General features: G+C 63.4%; 13 protein-coding genes and 5 pseudogenes. 13 read left to right on the top strand and 5 right to left on the bottom strand.

What is annotated here, in order from left to right; all coding sequences use genetic code 11:
- Window positions 1-13: 13 nt before the first annotated feature.
- The 3 genes from EV664_RS02720 to EV664_RS02710 all read left to right on the top strand — a co-directional run bounded on the left by EV664_RS02720 (window position 14) and on the right by EV664_RS02710 (window position 3,103).
- Window positions 14-1,174 (top strand): acyl-CoA dehydrogenase family protein, encoded by a 1,161-nt coding sequence (locus EV664_RS02720; RefSeq protein ID WP_133494244.1) that lies wholly within the window; start codon window positions 14-16, stop codon window positions 1,172-1,174.
- A gap of 98 nt (window positions 1,175-1,272) precedes the next feature.
- Window positions 1,273-2,154: a helix-turn-helix domain-containing protein gene (locus tag EV664_RS02715; RefSeq protein ID WP_133494107.1), complete on the top strand. Its 882-nt coding sequence runs from the start codon at window positions 1,273-1,275 to the stop codon at window positions 2,152-2,154.
- Window positions 2,155-2,281: 127 nt separating this feature from the next.
- Entirely contained in the window at window positions 2,282-3,103 is an 822-nt protein-coding gene (locus EV664_RS02710) for an IclR family transcriptional regulator (protein WP_133494106.1), read from the top strand.
- Window positions 3,104-3,510: 407 nt separating this feature from the next.
- On the opposite strand, the pseudogene EV664_RS02705 reads toward EV664_RS02710, so the two are convergent.
- Window positions 3,511-3,714, bottom strand: a pseudogene (locus tag EV664_RS02705) (IS5/IS1182 family transposase); the annotation flags it as partial.
- 148 nt (window positions 3,715-3,862) lie between these two features.
- Here EV664_RS02705 and EV664_RS02700 point away from each other — a divergent pair.
- Window positions 3,863-4,225, top strand: a pseudogene (locus EV664_RS02700) (transposase); the annotation flags it as partial.
- A gap of 259 nt (window positions 4,226-4,484) precedes the next feature.
- Here EV664_RS02700 and EV664_RS02690 read toward each other — a convergent pair.
- From EV664_RS02690 to EV664_RS02675, 4 genes are read right to left on the bottom strand one after another with little or no spacing between them, the layout of a single operon-like run.
- A complete protein-coding gene (locus EV664_RS02690; protein ID WP_025549981.1) occupies window positions 4,485-5,291 on the bottom strand; it encodes an HpcH/HpaI aldolase/citrate lyase family protein in 807 nt (268 codons plus the stop codon).
- The gene (locus EV664_RS02685) at window positions 5,285-6,139 is read right to left on the bottom strand and encodes an HTD2 family dehydratase (protein WP_211338445.1); all 855 of its coding nucleotides are present in this window, start codon (window positions 6,137-6,139) and stop codon (window positions 5,285-5,287) included. Before EV664_RS02685 ends, EV664_RS02690 begins: the two co-directional genes overlap by 7 nt.
- Window positions 6,140-6,143: 4 nt before the next feature.
- The gene (locus tag EV664_RS02680) at window positions 6,144-7,244 is read right to left on the bottom strand and encodes a CaiB/BaiF CoA transferase family protein (RefSeq protein ID WP_025549983.1); all 1,101 of its coding nucleotides are present in this window, start codon (window positions 7,242-7,244) and stop codon (window positions 6,144-6,146) included.
- Window positions 7,244-8,434, bottom strand: a complete 1,191-nt coding sequence (locus EV664_RS02675; RefSeq protein WP_133494105.1) for an acyl-CoA dehydrogenase family protein — start codon at window positions 8,432-8,434, stop codon at window positions 7,244-7,246. The genes EV664_RS02680 and EV664_RS02675 overlap by 1 nt, the downstream gene beginning before the upstream one ends.
- Before the next feature lie 96 nt (window positions 8,435-8,530).
- On the opposite strand from EV664_RS02675, the gene EV664_RS02670 reads away from it, so the two are divergent.
- The 9 genes and pseudogenes from EV664_RS02670 to EV664_RS02630 all read left to right on the top strand — a co-directional run bounded on the left by EV664_RS02670 (window position 8,531) and on the right by EV664_RS02630 (window position 16,371).
- Window positions 8,531-9,469 (top strand): LysR family transcriptional regulator, encoded by a 939-nt coding sequence (locus tag EV664_RS02670; protein WP_133494104.1) that lies wholly within the window; start codon window positions 8,531-8,533, stop codon window positions 9,467-9,469.
- Window positions 9,470-9,585: 116 nt separating this feature from the next.
- Window positions 9,586-9,699 (top strand): annotated as a pseudogene (locus tag EV664_RS02665) (transposase); the annotation flags it as partial.
- Window positions 9,700-9,773: 74 nt separating this feature from the next.
- Window positions 9,774-10,165, top strand: a pseudogene (locus EV664_RS02660) (transposase); the annotation flags it as partial.
- Window positions 10,166-10,170: 5 nt separating this feature from the next.
- Window positions 10,171-10,278, top strand: a pseudogene (locus EV664_RS02655) (ATP-binding protein); the annotation flags it as partial.
- 528 nt (window positions 10,279-10,806) lie between these two features.
- Complete coding sequence (locus EV664_RS02650; protein ID WP_229668045.1) at window positions 10,807-11,184, top strand: Zn-ribbon domain-containing OB-fold protein; 378 nt, start codon at window positions 10,807-10,809, stop codon at window positions 11,182-11,184.
- Between the two features lies 1 nt (window position 11,185).
- The gene (locus EV664_RS02645) at window positions 11,186-12,337 is read left to right on the top strand and encodes a thiolase (RefSeq protein ID WP_133494103.1); all 1,152 of its coding nucleotides are present in this window, start codon (window positions 11,186-11,188) and stop codon (window positions 12,335-12,337) included.
- A gap of 2 nt (window positions 12,338-12,339) precedes the next feature.
- On the top strand, window positions 12,340-14,457 hold the full coding sequence (locus EV664_RS02640; protein ID WP_133494241.1) for an acetate--CoA ligase family protein: 2,118 nt from the start codon (window positions 12,340-12,342) through the stop codon (window positions 14,455-14,457).
- Window positions 14,454-15,299, top strand: a complete 846-nt coding sequence (locus tag EV664_RS02635; RefSeq protein WP_229668044.1) for a MaoC/PaaZ C-terminal domain-containing protein — start codon at window positions 14,454-14,456, stop codon at window positions 15,297-15,299. Before EV664_RS02640 ends, EV664_RS02635 begins: the two co-directional genes overlap by 4 nt.
- A 13-nt stretch (window positions 15,300-15,312) precedes the next feature.
- Window positions 15,313-16,371, top strand: a complete 1,059-nt coding sequence (locus EV664_RS02630; RefSeq protein WP_133494102.1) for an acyl-CoA dehydrogenase family protein — start codon at window positions 15,313-15,315, stop codon at window positions 16,369-16,371.
- Window positions 16,372-16,422 lie beyond the last annotated feature (51 nt).

Genomic DNA, 16,422 nt, shown 5'->3' with positions numbered 1-16,422 from the left:
GACTTCGAACGACATGCCACTAGACCCCGAAACGCTTGCACAATTTCTGGACACACTAGGCCGCTTTGTGAAGGAGCGCCTGATCCCCAACGAGGAACTGGTAGCGGAAGAAGATGCCATTCCGCCCGCGCTGATCGCCGAAATCCGTGACATGGGCCTTTTCGGCATGTCGATCCCCGAGGAGTTCGGCGGTCTGGGCCTGACGATGGCTGAAGAGGTAGCCGCGGCCCTCGTTCTGGGGCAGACGTCGCCTGTGTTCCGCTCGCTCGTCGGCACCAACAACGGCATCGGCTCGCAGGGGATCATCATCGACGGCACGCCGGAGCAGAAGGCGGCCTACCTGCCGAAGCTTGCAAGCGGTGAGATGATCGCTTCCTTTGCGCTGACCGAGCCCGACGCAGGCTCCGACGCCGGGTCGGTGCGCACCTCAGCGCGCCGTGATGGGGACCATTTCGTCCTAAATGGCACCAAGCGTTTCATCACCAACGCCCCGCACGCTCATGTCTTCACGGTCTTCGCACGCACGGACCACACCACCACCAATGCCTCGGGCGTGTCCGCCTTTCTGGTCGAGGCCGGAACGCCGGGGCTGTCGGTCGGGCCGCATGACAGGAAGATGGGGCAGAAGGGCTCGCACAGCAGCGATGTCATCCTGCAGGACGTTCGCGTCCCTGCCGACAACATCATCGGCGGCCCCGGTCGCGAGAACCAGGGCTTCAAGACCGCGATGAAGGTGTTGGACCGTGGCCGGCTCCACATCTCGGCGGTCTGCGTCGGTGCGGCGGAGCGGCTGATCCGCGACAGCCTCGCCTATGCAATGGAGCGCAGGCAATTCGGTGAACCTATCGCCGAAAAGCAATTGGTGCAGGCGATGCTGGCCGACAGTCGCGCCGAGGCTTTTGCGGCACGCTGCATGATCGAGGAAACCGCGCGCCGCAAGGATTCCGGTGCCAATGTCTCCACCGATGCCGCCTGCTGCAAGATGTTTGCCAGCGAGATGGTGGGACGGGTCGCGGATCGCGCCGTGCAGATCCACGGCGGGGCGGGTTATATGGCCGAATATGCCGTCGAACGCTTCTACCGCGATGTCCGGCTGTTCCGAATCTACGAGGGAACCACCCAGATCCAGCAGCTGGTCATTGCGCGGAACATGATCCGCGATGCCGCTGCCTGAACGTTACGAAGCCTTGCGGTGAACTTCAACTTGGCGGCGTCCAACTGAGCGAACAAGGGGGTGCCGGGGAAGGTACCTCGTCCTAGGAGGAGGAAAACATGAGCAATCTAATTCCACCTGATCTGATCCCGCGGTGGATACCCGGAAACAGAACGCTCGACAGTTCACGCCTCGGCTGGAGAGGCATCACGGTCATGGGCTACCAATACGATGAGCAGGAAGTCGACATCCCCGAGATGCGGGACTACATGATCGTCGTCTACCAGGGCGGGAAATCGACCATGCGGCGACGCAGCGGCGGCCCTTGGCAAACGGCGACCGTGGAGCGCGGCGTCGTGTCCCTGCTGACGCGGGCTGAGCAGTCGATCTGGCATTGGGACAAGCCGATCAACGTGAGGCATATCTATCTCAGCCATGACACCCTCGCCGAGACCGCGGAACAGGTTTTCGGGCGCGAGCCGGCATCGATCGAGATCGACGATCACCTCCGCCGTGTTGATACGGTCATTCCGCAGTGCCTTCAGGTTCTCGAGGATGAGATGGCGCATGGCGGTCCCGGTCAGAATCTTCTGGTCGACGCCGTCCGAACCCAGATCGCCGTTCATCTATTGCGCCGGTTCGCGAAGGTCGATCTGCCGAACCTGAATCCCACTGTCTTCAGCGCACCGCAGAGCCACAGGATCCTCGAATTTATCGAAGAATATCTGGGTGAGAACTTCGGTCTAGAAAGCCTGGCAAGCACGGTCGGGCTGAGCCCTTTCCACTTTTCCAGGAAGTTCAAGGCCGAGTTTGGTCAGACGCCGCACTCTTTCATAATTCGCAAGAGGATCGAACGAGCAAAGACGATGTTGCAAAAGGGAAATATCTCCATGACGGCCGTGGCTCTCGACTGCGGGTTTTCAGACCAGAGTCATTTCTGCCGGACCTTCCGCAGGATGGTTGGCGTCACGCCCGCAGAATATCGGCGGTCCTCGGTGTGAATCGCGAACAAAACTGTAACGTTTCTGCGGAAAACCGAAGATACGGGAATTGTTCAAGGCGAACAACGTACTTCCGAATTCGCCCTAGAAATTGTATAATCGGCTTAAAAGTCGAACGGAGTGAGGCATGAAAGAGGTGCAAGGGGTCGCTGGCGAGAAAATGGCAAACGTAACGACGCGCGGCACTCAGAAGTTTGTCGGCGCAGTTGAGAATGCCATTTCCATCCTGCGTTTCCTGACCCATGACTATGCAGCGTCGGGTGTCGCCCGCATTGCTCGTGAAACCGGGATCAACGTTTCGACCACGTTCAACATCCTGCGTACCCTGGCGAATGAGGGTCTGATTTCGATGAATCCATCGACCAAGGAATATAGTCCAGGACTTGGACTTCTCGAGTTCTCTGTTCCCCTGTTGGGCACCAACCAGATCGATCTGTTGCACCCTGTCTTGGAGCAACTTTCGGTCGAGCGGCGGGCGTTGATCGGCCTGTGGAAAGTCACGCCCCATGACCGCATCGTGCTTGTGGATCGCGTGGTGGAAGGCAAGACGGTCCGTGTCGACATGGCGCTCGGGTCGCGACTTCCGGCTCTTGCCGGCGCGGTGGGCCGCTGCGTCGCGGCGACCCGCCGGCTGCCGAAATCGGAACTGCGGCGCCGGTTCAGGTCGCTACGCTGGCAGAACGCACCGACTTTTGAGGAGTATGCCGCAGACGTGGAGCGAGCCCAGCTGACCGGTTTCGCCTTCGACCACGGCAACCTCTTCCAAGGTCTCGACATTGCGGCCGCCGTTATCGTTGATCACGAGGGCCGGGTGCGCTTCGGTATCAGCGGCATTGCCATCATGGGCCAGATGAAGAAGACGGAACTCGACGCATTGGCCCGCGAACTGCGCGATACGACGAACCGCATTTCCGCTAATCTTTACGGAACCCACATTACTCATGCATGACGGCCGCCTAGATGGCGCGATGGGTCGGCCTTTCATTCGTAGCCAGTTGGTTGGCTGACCGGCTCCTTGCCCTCCTTCGCTCCGACGTCTTCTCGGCCAGCGATCGGACTTACGCCGCCTTGGCCGGAGACTGGTAGACGGCGCCCGGAACTGCACACCGCCCGATCAGGTGGTCAGTCTCATCGCCTTCCACGCGATCTCGCGGATCGATCTTGGGAGGCTTTCCAGGCGCGTTTGGATGGCGGGGTTTACGCGAGCAGGAAAGCGACAGGACACATCGAAGAACCAGTTGAATGGCGATTACGGCGGCGCGGTGGTACGGATCGGGCGCCCGGCGGTATCATCAGGGGCGTATTGACCGGTTTGGCGTGGCTCAGGCTGCCGGATCGGGCGTCATTCCGGTCACAGGCAGGCGCAACTCGGACGTCGAGCCAGGCAAGTCGGTTGAAGTTGTAGGCGAGGTTGACCATGCCGATCTTCACCTCGGCGCGGGCAATGCCGACGGTGCGCACGAACAGCTTCATGCGGTGCTTCTGTCCGGCGAAGACATGCTCGACGGCCGAGCGTACCGCTGATCGCGCCGTGTTCGCCCGGGCGTGATGCGCCGGGAGCGCCTTTCCCTTCGGCTTGCAGACGATCAACGCCAAGCGGCCTGATCCGCGGTTCTCACCGGATGCGTACGGATGTTCGCCCGCTGAACAGGGACTGTCAGGAATTTTGTGCGGGAGGCCATAGGATGGAATGGGAAGGACCATCGATATGGCAATCGACAAGGACGTTTTGGACCAGCTGCTGGCTGGTCGTGACCCGCAGCAACTGTTCGCCAAGGACGGTCTGCTCGACGATCTGAAGAAGGCGCTCTCTGAGCGCATGCTGTCAGCGGAGCTGGACGATCATCTGGAAAATGAAGGCGCCGCAGGCGCAATCAACCGGCGCAACGGCTCGTCGCGAAAGACGATGCTGACGGGCACGTCGAAGGTGACGTTGGACGTGCCGCGGGATCGCGCGGGGACGTTCGATCCGAAGCTGATCACCAAATACCAGCGCCGTTTCCCCGACTTCGACGACAAGATCATCTCGATGTACGCGCGCGGCATGACGGTGCGCGAGATCCGTGGCCACCATCGATGCCACCGACGTCAGCTCGGCTGAAATATCTTCGAAAAATCGAACTTCACCGTTCCGCTCACCTTCCGCGACCGCAACCGAGATCTTCAATTTCGACGTATCGAGTCCGATAAAACGTTCGCTATGCTCATCCATGGTTCGGCCTCGCTTAAGCATGGTGCTCGGCTCCGGCCCATCCGGCGCAACCCCCGTTTCTTGCTTACTACGGGGGCGGGTCACCTTCACCGACCATACGGTCTTCTCCGGTTCAATGTCACACCGGCCGGCGCGCGCTGTGTGCGGCTTCGGCAAGGATGGCGTGTGCCCGCTGGCGGAGGGGTTTGTCTACCATGGCACCGTCGATCCGGACCGCGCCATCGCCGCTGGCCAGGACGCGTCTGGCCCAGTCAATCTGTTCGGTCGTGGGGGCGAAGACGGCCAGCACGGGTTCGATCTGGCAGGGATGGATGCACAGCTTGCCGCCCATCCCCTGATCGCGCGCTCGTCCTGCGTCGCGCGCCGTTTCGTCCGGGTCATCCAGCGAGGTGGTCACCCCGTCGAGCGGCCCGGGCAGATCAGCAAGACGTGATGCGAGCACCAGTTCGGAGCGTGCAGGCAGCAGCACCTCGGAGGTATGCGCGCACCGAAGATCGGCGCAGAAGTCGACCGAACCGAAGGCAAGACGGATCACGCCTGGCACAACGGCAATCGCCCGGCCTTGCGCAAGACCGCGGGCGGTTTCGACAAGGGCGACCAAGGGTATGTCGCCCAACGCGGCAGAGATGAGTTTGAGATCGTCGGGGGCCTCGGCCTTGGGAACCATAACGGCGGAGGGGTGAAGCGACGTTGCCGCCGCAAGGTCGTCTGCATGCCAGGCTGTCCCGGCAGCATTGATGCGCAGGATCACCGGCAGGGTGGTGAAATCGCAGCGCAGCGCAGCGCGGGCGGCGGCCTTGGCCGCGGGGGCCACGGCATCCTCCAGATCGAGGATCACCGCATCAGCCCCCGAGGCCGCCGCTTTCCCGAAGCGTTCGGGCCGGTCGGCGGGCACAAACAGGGGTGCGCGAACAAGGGTCACCATTCCGCCCGCGCTTCCATCGCCACCGGCCCGCCCTCGGCCGCGGTCCAGAGCCGCAATGTGTTCGCCTCGTCCTGCGCATGCAGGGTGAAGCCGGCGGTGTCGAAGAGAGGGGAAAGACCGCGAAAGCCGATCTGCGCGGGGCGCTTTCCGCGCAGGGCTTCGGCGAACTGCAGCAGGAGCGTGGCCTGCAGCGGCCCGTGCACTACCAGCCCCGGATAGCCCTCCTCCGCCCGGGCATAGGGGGCGTCGTAATGGATCCGGTGGCCATTGAAGGTCAGCGCCGAGTAGCGAAACAGGAGCGCCGGGCCTGCCTCGACCGCTTGGCGATACCGGCCCTGCGGCGCGGCCTCGGCAGTGGCAGACGAGGGAGCGCCAGACGGGGCGGCGGCGGGACCGGCTCCGCGATAGATGATGTCCTGGCGTTCGGTGACGGCAAGCGCGCCGCCGCTGTCGATGCGATGCTCGATCGTGACGAGGCACAGCGGGCCGCTGCGGCCTTGCTTGACGGTCACATCGCGGACCACCGAGCGGCGGGTGACCGTGTCGCCAATCCGGATATTTTCGTGAAAGCGGAAATGTCCGCCCGCCCAAATGCGGCGGGGCAGGGGCACGGGCGGCAGGAAGCCGCCCCGAGCCGGGTGGCCATCGGGGCCAAGCGTCGAGGTCGGCGCAGTATCGGGGGCGAGGCAGAGGTGGATCAGGCTCGGGGCCAGTTCGCCTTCCGACGGGGCTTCGGGGCGGTCGAAGGTGGCATTGAACCGCGCGGCGATTGCGGCGGTCAGCCGCTCGGCCCGTGTCTCCTCGCGGCCAATCCATTGGCGCAGATGGTCAAGGTCGAGCGGGATCATGTCATCATGCCTCGGCAAGGGGTTGAAGCGGCGGGACGGGGCCATAGCTGCGGTCCTCGCCCGAAAAGATCGGTGCGGGCGCGGGAATCTGCACCGGGCCGTTCGGCGTGGCGACGGTCACCCGGCGCAGATGCGGGTGGTGCGACAGCTTTTCCATGTCATTGACCGAGGCCAGAGCGATATCGGCGGCCAGAAGAACCTCGATCGCGCCAGCCGCATCGTGGTTGGCAAAAGCTCTAGCGACCGCGGCATCGGTTTCCGCCCGGTTGGCAACGCGGGCGACATTGGTGGCAAAGCGCGGATCGATGCCCAGCGCCGGATCCCCCAGAAAGTCCTGGGCGAGGGCTCGCCATTCGCGGTCGCTCTGCACCGCGATCAGGATCGGCGCACCGTCGCGGGCGGTGAAGACGCCATAGGGGGCGATCGAGGGATGCGCCATGCCGATGCGCTTGGGGCTCTTTCCGCCTTCGTGATTCAGGAGCGGCACGGTCAGCCAGTCGGCCATGACATCGAACATCGAGACCGAGATCGCAGCCCCTTTCCCGGTGATGCCTCGGCCGATCAGCGCTTCAAGAATGGCCGAATAGGCGGTTGCGCCTGTCGCGATATCGACCAGCGATATGCCCACCCGCGCCGGTTCCGAAGGCCCGCCGGTGATGGAGCAGAGCCCCGCCTCGGCCTGGATCAACAGGTCATAGGCCTTGCGGTCGGCCATCGGCCCGTCATTGCCATAACCGGAAATCGAGCAGGTGATGAGCTGGGGAAAGTCCCGCGCCAGCCGCTCGACCGGAAAGCCTAGACGCGCCAGCGCGCCGCGCCTCAGATTCTGGACCAGCACATCGGCGTCGCCGATCAGCCGCGCCAGTTCGGCCCTGCCCCAGGCCGAGCCGAGGTCCAGTGTCACCGATGTCTTGCCGCGGTTCAGCCAGACGAAATAGCTCGACTGGCCCCTGGCCGCATCGTCATAGCCGCGGGCGAGATCGCCCTCGGGCCGTTCGATTTTGATCACCTCTGCCCCGGCATCGGCCAGACGGGCGGTGGCAAAGGGCGCGGCCACGGCCTGTTCGATGGCGACGACCTTCACTCCCTTGAGCGGCAAGCCCATCAGAATGACCTCGGCATGCCGAGGATGTGTTCGGCGACATAGCTGAGGATCAGGTTGGTCGAGATCGGGGCAACCTGATAGAGCCGGGTCTCGCGGAACTTGCGCTCGACATCATATTCGCAGGCAAAGCCGAAGCCGCCGTGGAACTGGATGCAGGCATTGGCGGCCCCCCAGCTGGCCTTGGCAGCCAGGTACTTGGCCATGTTCGCCTGGGCCCCGCAATCAAGCCCCGCGTCATAGCGCCGACAGGCCTCCCACCGCATCAGGTTCGCGGCCTCGACATCGATGAAGGCCTCGGCGATCGGGAATTGCACGCCTTGGTTCTTGCCGATCGGCCGACCGAAGACCTCGCGTTCCGAGACATATTTCGCGACCCGTTCGGTGAACCAGTAACCGTCGCCGATACATTCGGCCGCGATCAGCGTCCGCTCGGCGTTCAGCCCGGTCAGGATGTACTTGAACCCCTTGCCCTCTTCGCCGATCAGGTTCTCGACCGGGATCTCCAGATTGTCGAAGAACAATTCGTTGGTCTCGTGGTTGACCATGTTCGGGATCGGGCGCACAGCCATGCCCGCGCCCATCGCCGCCTTGATGTCGACAAGGAAGATCGACAGGCCCTCGGATTTCTTCGCCACCTCGGCCAGCGGCGTGGTGCGGGCCAGCAGGATCATAAGATCCGAATGCTGCACTCGGCTGATCCAGACCTTCTGGCCGTTGATCACATAGCGGTCGCCCCTGCGGACCGCGGTAGTCTTGATCTTCGTGGTATCGGTGCCCGTTGTCGGCTCGGTCACACCCATCGACTGCAGCCGCAGTTCGCCTGCGGCGATCTTCGGCAGATAGCGGCGGCGCTGTTCCTCGGAACCGTGCCGGATCAGAGTGTTCATATTGTACATCTGGCCGTGGCAGGCGCCGGAATTGCCCCCCGAGCGGTTGATTTCCTCCATGATTACTGAGGCTTCCGTAAGGCCCAGCCCCGAGCCGCCGTAGGCTTCGGGGATCAGCGCCGCCATCCACCCCGCCCGGGTCAGCGCCTCCACAAACTCTTCGGGGTAGCCGCGGGCGTCGTCGACTCGGCGGTGATACGCATCGGGAAACTGCGCGCAGAGCGCCCGCACCGCATCGCGGATGTCCTGGAATGCCCCTTTTCCGGTCTCGATCACCTGTCTGCTCCTCTTTTTCGATGCCATGCAGTTAGTGGATGGGCGCCACATCGCACGCAAATATATAATCGCGACGGCAGCCATGCTAAAATATGATCGTTAGAGCGAGAGGAAGGACTGTCGGTGGACCTGCGACAGCTGCGCTATTTTCAGGCGATTGCCGAGACGGGGTCGATCTCGGCAGCGTCGCATCGGCTGAACGTCGCCCAGCCCTCGCTATCGCTGCATCTGCGCAACATGGAAGAGCATCTGGGTACCAAGCTTCTTTTGCGCGGTGCGCGCGGGGTGCAGCTGACCGAGGCCGGCGAGATGCTGCTGGCGCAGGCAAGGCGGCTCTTGATCGACATGTCGCGGATGGAGGACGACATCCGCAACCTCGGACGCGAGCCGCAAGGCGAGGTGCGGCTCGGCTTGCCCAGCACGATCGGCGGAATGCTGTCGCCGGATCTGGTGCTTGCGGCCAAGGCGCAGCTTCCCGGCGTACGGCTGACGATCTCCGAGGCGATGAGCGGCTTCGTGCTGGATTGGTTGCGCGAGGGCCGCGTTGACTTGGCCGTGCTGTATCTGCCAGCCACCGATGCCCGTTTCCGATCAGAGCTGCTTCTGCACGAAGAGTTGGTGCTGCTGGTCCCGCCCGGTCACGACCTCCCGGCCAAGATCGGGGCCTCGGCGCTTTTGGGCTTGCCGCTGATCCTGCCCGGCCCTGCGCATGGGCTGCGGCAGCTTCTGGAAGGCTGGGCCAGCGCCAAAGGGATCAGGCTGTCAGTGGATATCGAGCTGGACTCCTATCAGAACATCAAGGAGTTGGTCGAACGCGGGAAAGGCGCCTCAATCCTTCCCTTGCATGCTATCGCGCGCGAAGCAGCTGCCGGCACATTAAGGGTCGCCCGCTGGCGCGCTGCGGATTGCCTGCGCGAGGTATATCTGGTGGGGCCGCTGGCCGAAGCCTCAAGCCATGCTTGCGCGGCGGTGATGTCGCTACTGCGCGAGTTGATGCGCAAACAGGTTGACGTCGAGCGCTTGACCGGCACGCGCTGGCTTGGCTGTGGATCGGCCCTTTAATACACTTTGGAAATCCCCCGGCTGTGCCGGGGCGACTATGAACGTTTGACGTATCGGGGAGTCCATCGTGACACTCGCTTTCGTGAGCCGCCAAGCACATGAAAGGTCGAGTCACGATGAACGAGGTAGAGAGTTTAAATCACACGCGCTGGGAGTGCAAATACCACGTGGTGTTCATCCCGAAATGTCGGCGCAAGCTGTTGTTTGGGGAGATTCGCAGGGAGTTGGGCGGGTGTTCCGCTGAGCTGCCCCCTTCTGAGTGGTCCATCGACTATGACAGTCTGGACCAAGGAAGGGACGACGAATGCCTGCGAAGAAGCACAAGCCCGAGGAAATCATCGGGAATCGGCGTGAGGTAGAGATTGTGCTGGGCCAAGGCGGCACGGCCGCCGAGGCGTGCCGGCGGATCGCGGTCAGCGAGCAGACCTACTACCGCTGGCGCAAGGAGTATGGCGGCCTGAAGACGGATCAGGCTCGGCGGATGAAGGAGTTGGAGAAGGAGAACCTGCGGCTACGCCGCGCGATCTCGGATCTGACGCTGGACAAGCTCATTCTGCAGGAGGCAGCCAAGGGAAACTTCTGAGCCCCGCACGGCGCCGGCGCTGCATCGACCAGGTCCGGGAGGTGCTGGATGTTTCCGAGCGGCGGGTGTGCCGCGTGCTCGGCCAGCACCGGTCGACGCAGCGCAAGGTGCCGTGCGTGTGTTCGGCGATGCCAAGATGACCACCGCGCTGCTCGATCGGCTCACCCATCACTGCGACATCGTCGAGGCCGGCAACGAGAGCTGGCGGTTCAAGAACCGAAGCTGAGGGCCGTCGCTGCCGGTGTCAACGAGGATGTCGTTCTGGGGTATGCCGGCTCCGGGCTACGCCCTCCACCGGCATACCCCAGAACGACGTCGAGAAGGTGGTCCCCTTTTAAGCGCCGATCCCGGTCCCCGTTCCCGCGCCGATTGACAAACACGAAGGTCGCGGTTGCCAGGATCTGCGGCGAACCCTGGACTCCGGTGCGCGTGGTGAAACGCTAAAGATCAGCTGTTGACGATGGCGATTAGAGAACGCGGTGGGACACGACATTTTCTCATAGACGAAATGGGTTCTTTATGGGAAAAAATGGCTCGATGATTGATTCTGCGTTGCAACGGGAGGTTGCGATGCTGTGGGCCACCGATCCTGGAACCGGGCAGGTTGCCTGGCACGCCCGCGCCAACCCTCCCGGAAGCGATGGAACTGAATGTGAAGGCATATCAGGCTGCTGGTCGGCATGATTGGCAAATGGGGCATGCGCGCGGGGCAGATCCGGTTCTGCCGCGCCAGCAGCCTCGTCCGAGGAGGGGAATGATGGGCGATACAGCCGCCGCAAAAGCAATCGCCGGACCGCAGGCGATCTACGAGGCGTTCCTGGCCGAGGGACGTTTCATGATCCAGCGCAGTCGCGAGACGGGCGAGTACGTCTTTTATCCGAAGGTGATGGCGCCTTCCGGCGCGGTCGATCTCGACTGGGTCGAAGCCTCGGGCGGTGGCACGGTCTATGCCATCACGGTCAATCGCAAGCGCGAAGGTTCCTACAACGTGGCGCTCATCAACCTTGATGAGGGGCCGCGGATGATGGCCACGGTTGTCGGTGTCGAGACGCTGCCCATCGGGGCCCGCGTCAGGGCGCGGATCGAGGCGGGAGAAAATCCCCGCGTCGTCTTCGAGCCGGAGGAGAAGTGACATGAGCCATTCCATTCGCGGGAAAACAGCGATCGTCGGCATGGGTGTGGCGGGTGTGGGTGAGGCGCCCGGCTACTCGGCCATGGAGCTTCTGGGGCTTTCCGTCCATTCGGCACTGTCTGATGCCGGGCTCAAGCTCCGCGATATCGACGCGGTTTTCGCGGCGACGAGCAGCCACGCGTTTGCCTCGATGAGCGTGACCGAATATCTTGGCCTGAAGCCGAAATACTTCGACAGCACGAATGTCGGCGGCTCCAGCTTCGAGATGCATCTCTTGCAGGCATCTCTCGCGCTGGACGCAGAGCTTTGCGACGTGGCGCTGATCTGCTACGGTTCCAACCAGCGCACGGCAGGCGGCCGCCTCGTCTCCATGTCGGAGCCGCAATGGCACGAGACGTCCTACGCGCCACGCCATCCGATCACGGCCTATGCGCTTGCCACCAGTCGGCATATGCACCAGTACGGAACCACTCGGGAAATGCTGGCCGATGTCGCGGTTTCCGCGCGCCATTGGGCGAACCTCAACCCCGATGCCTTTGCGCGTGGTCCATTGACCCGCGACGACGTATTGTCGATGCGCATGGTCAGCGATCCCTTGACTGCCGGCGACTGCTGTCTGGTGACCGATGGCGCCGCGGCCTGCATTCTCGTACGTTCCGACAGGGCCAGAGACTTCCCTAAAAAGCCCGTCTATTTCCTCGGCGCGGCCGGCGCGAATTGGCATAGATCGATTCAGGCCATGCCCGACCTTACCGTGACCGCAGCCAGTGAAAGCGGGCCGCGCGCCTTCGAAATGGCGGGTCTGGCCCGCAGTGAGGTCGATCTGGTCATGCTCTATGACGCCTTCACGATCAATACCATCCTCTTCCTGGAGGATCTCGGCTTTTGCCCGAAGGGCGAAGGCGGCCACTTCGTTCAGGACGGACGCATCGCACCGGGGGGCGAACTGGCGGTCAATACCAACGGTGGCGGCCTGTCCTGTGTTCATCCGGGAATGTACGGCATGTTTCTGATTGCCGAAGGCGTGGCCCAAATTCGGGGGGAAGCCGGCGAGCGCCAGTTGAAGACGGCGGATGTGGCGCTTCTGCATGGCAACGGCGGAACGCTGTCGAGCCAGGTTACGGCGTTTCTCGGTTCGGAGGTTGTGCTGTGAACATGAACGCGAAGCCTCGGACCTATGATTTCGCATCCCTTGGTGCGCTTTTGGCGCCGCGTTCCGTTGCGATCATCGGCGCATCCGCGGATCCTGCGCGTATCGGCGGACGCCCGATAGCCGCCATGCTGAGCGGCGGTTACAAGGGTCGCATCCTGCCGGTAAATCCCGGCCGTGACGAGGTGCAGGGGCTTGCCTGCTATGCTTCGGTCGCCGATCTGCCCGAGACGCCGGAGGCCGGCATCATCGCTGTTGCGGCGAAGCAGACGCCGGAGATCGTAAGGGCTCTTGGCGAAAAGGGATGCCGCTCGGTCACGCTGTTTTCCGCAGGATTTGCCGAAACGGGTGCGGTCGGAGAGAAAATCCAGGCCGAAGTGCTGGCCATTGCACATGGTTACGGCATGCGCGTGCTCGGTCCCAACACGTTGGGGGTCTACAATGTTGCCGTGGGGTATTACGGCACCTTTTCCTCATCGTTGGAAATGGCTTTCCCCTTGCCGGGCAATGTCGGCATCGCTAGCCAGTCGGGCGCTTACGGGGCCCATCTTTCAGCAGTGGCGCGCGTGCGCGGGCTTGGTGCGTCCGTTCTGGTCACCACCGGCAATGAAGCGGATGTGACGGTCGCTGACGCAATCGGCTGGATGGCCGGCAGTGACACGGTGGACGTGATCTGTGCCTATCAAGAAGGTTTTCGCGACGCGGACCGCATGATCGCCGCCCTCGATACGGCGCGAGCGGCCGGCAAACCGGTCTTCATGCTGAAATCCGGACGCAGCCCTCTCGGCGCTTCGGCGGCCGCCTCGCATACAGCCTCGCTAGCCGGGGACGATGCCGTCGCCGAGGCGGTTCTCGCCGAGCATGGCGTCATCCGGGTGCGTGATACCGAGCAGATGCTTGATTTCGCCTACGCGGCGCGGCAGCGGATATATCCTGCCCACAATAGTCTTGGCGTGATCACCATCAGCGGCGGCGCGGGTATAGTCGCCAGCGATGAGGCGGAACTGGCAGGCTTGCCGATGCCGGCCATGCCGGCCGAGGCGCAGGCCCGGTTGAAACAGCTTCTGCCCTATGGCGCTCCGGCCAATCCGCTCGACTGCACGGCCCAGGCGCTGAACGACATGTCATTGTTCGAGGAGTTCACCCGCGCGGCGCTCAGAGATGGCGGATACCGGTCGATCCTGTGTTTCATGACCTATGTGGCCGGAAGCGCGACGCTTGCGCCGAAACTGCGCGAAACCTTGCACGAGATCCGCACCGAGTTTCCCGACCGGCTGCTGGCGCTCTGCATCATTGCGGATGACACCGTCACACGCGCCTACGAAGAGGCCGGTTTCCTCGTATTTTCCGATCCAAGCCGGGCCGTGCGGGCCATTGCGGCGATGGGACGGGTCGGCGAAATGATGGCACGGAAGCCGAAGGCGCTGCCGGAACTGCCGAATGTCCGCCTGCCGGCCGTCAGCCCCGACGAATACGCGGCAAAGGCGCTTCTTGCGAAAGCCGGCATAGCGGCTGCCGCCGAGCGGATCGCCCACTCGGCGGAGGAGGCGGTAGCCGCCGCCGCCGAACTCGGTTTCCCTGTCGTGATGAAGATCGTTTCGCCCGACATCGTTCACAAGTCCGATATCGGCGGTGTCAGGCTGAACCTGGTCGATACCGATTGCGTCCGTGCGGCCTATCAAGAAATTCTCGACACGGTCGGCAGGACGGCGCCCGCAGCGCGCATTGCCGGTATCCTGGTTGCCCGACAGCTTTCGGGGGGCGTCGAATGCCTGATAGGTATCAGCCGCGACCCTGTCTTTGGCCCCGTCGCCGTCTTCGGTCTTGGCGGGATCTTTGTCGAGATTCTCAAAGACGTGGCGATCAGTCCCTGCCCCTTCGACGAGGCGACGGCGCGGGAGATGATCCTGTCGATCAAGGCTGCGGCAATCCTGACCGGGGCACGCGGCCGCGCGCCCGCCGATCTTGATGCGCTTGCTTCCATGTTGTCACGGCTTTCCGCCTTTGCCGCCGCTGCGGGCCCGCGCCTGCGCGCGATCGATCTCAATCCGGTGCTCGCGCTGCCCGACGGGGCCTACGCGCTCGACGCGGTGATCGAGTGCGATGATGAGGTTTTGCCGTGATCGACTACGAAAAGCTGATGGCCTACGACATTCCCGAGGTCCGTCAGAGCTATGGTCCGCGCGAGTGTGCCTTCTACGCCCTGTCCATCGGCGTCGGACAGGATCCGATGGACAGGGGTGATCTGCGGTTCGTCGGCGCAGGTCCGCTGACCCCCTTTCCGACCATGCCCCTGGTGCTCGGGCATCCGGGGTTCTGGCTTGCCAACCCCGATACCGGGGTCGATGCGCTGCGCCTCGTCCATGGTGAGCAGGGCATTACGCTGTATGGCCCGTTGCCGCCGGAAGGCGTGGTGATCGGCAAGACCCGCGTGACGGGAATCATCGATAAGGGCGCCGGGCGCGGCGCGCTGCTTTATAGCGAAAAGGAAGTGCGCGACGCGGAGGATGGCAGGCTCTACGCGACGACCCGTGCCACCACCTTCCTGCGCGGGGACGGAGGTTTCGGGGGGCCGGCCGGTCCGGTGAAGCAGACCCATGCGCTGCCTGAAACGGATCCTGCGTTTGTGCGCAAGACGCAAACGCGGCCCGAGCAGGCGCTCTGGTACCGTTGGAATGGCGACGGGAATCCCTTGCACATTGATCCTGATGTTGCCGCCAAGGCCGGATTCGAGCGACCCATCCTGCACGGATTGTGCAGCCTGGGCATCGCAGCGCATGCTCTGATGAAGACGCTTTGCGCAGGCGATCCGACGCGACTGAAAGGGCTTGATGTTCGTTTCAGTGCGACGGTCCTGCCGGGGGAGACCCTGCTTACGGAAATCTGGCCGGACGGCTCGTTCCGCATGCGCGTGACGGAGCGCGACGTGGTGGTGCTCGCAAACGGTCTCGCCCAATTCGAATAAGGAGGAAACGGCGATGGCTGCAGCGCTCGCAACGGGCGAGGACAGGCTTGAGGGGGTGCGCCTGCTGGTCGAAAGCGCCGCAGGCATTGCCCCGCGCGATGGCGATCTCAAGCCGGTTCGACATCTGCGCTTTGGCAGGCCGGGAATGGATCGAGGACGCTGGAGCGAGATTTCCGCCATGGGGTGGCTTGGAATTCGGCTGCCAGAAACGGCAGGCGGGGCAGGTCTCGGCATGGCGGAATATGCGGCACTCGCCAGTGAAGTCGGAGCGGCGTTGCTGCCCGAGCCGTTCATCGAGGCCCAGCTTGCTCTCGATCTCATGGGCAAGGACGCACCCGCCGAAGCGTTGAGCGGTGACAAGCTTGTCTTGCCGGCCTGGCTCGATACCCCCGATGGCCTCACGCTCGCCGGAGGCATCACCGAGGCCGAGGGGCGGATATCGGGAAGACGGCGTTTCGTGCCAATGGCCGCCGCCGCCGATGTATTTCTGGTCGTTTCAACGGAAGCCTGCTGGTTGATCGACGCGAAAGCCGCGGGCGTGTCGCTTGAAATCGAAAGCACCCTCGACGGCGGTCACACGGCGACCTTGATCCTCGATGGGGTCGAGGCGAAACGGTTATCGGCGCCCGATGCGAGGGCGCTCGAAGCCGCGGCCCTGGCCACGGCGTCGGCATTGCTCGGACTCATGGAGCGCGCCTTTGCCATCACGCTTGACTACCTCAAGACTCGCGTCCAGTTCGGCCAACCAATCGGCTACTTCCAGGCGTTGCAGCACAAGGCTGTGGATATGGAAATCGAGATTGGCTTGACGCGGGCGGTGCTGCGCGATGCCGTCGAAACCTTCGATACGGGCGACGACTGCCGTCGTATCACCTCCAGGGCGAAGGCGCGGGCAGCCGATGCCGCCATGCTGGTCACGCGACAGGCGGTGCAGTTTCACGGTGCCATCGGTTACACCGACGAGGCCGATATCGGCTTGTTCCTGCGCCGCGCCATGGTGCTGGCGCCGCGCTACGGCAGTGCCGGCTTTCATCGCCAACGTTACGGCGGCCTGAGGGAGGGACGGCCATGAGCGGGATCATGGCGACTGTTGAGGAAGGGCGCGCAGCCTTTTTCGGGAAAC

It is taken from the genome of Stakelama pacifica, from assembly GCF_004361835.1.
GTDB classification, from domain to species: Bacteria; Pseudomonadota; Alphaproteobacteria; order Sphingomonadales; family Sphingomonadaceae; genus Sphingomonas; species Sphingomonas pacifica.
Note: the sequence above shows the minus strand (reverse complement) of the source record. Positions and strands in the feature narration are given on the sequence as shown.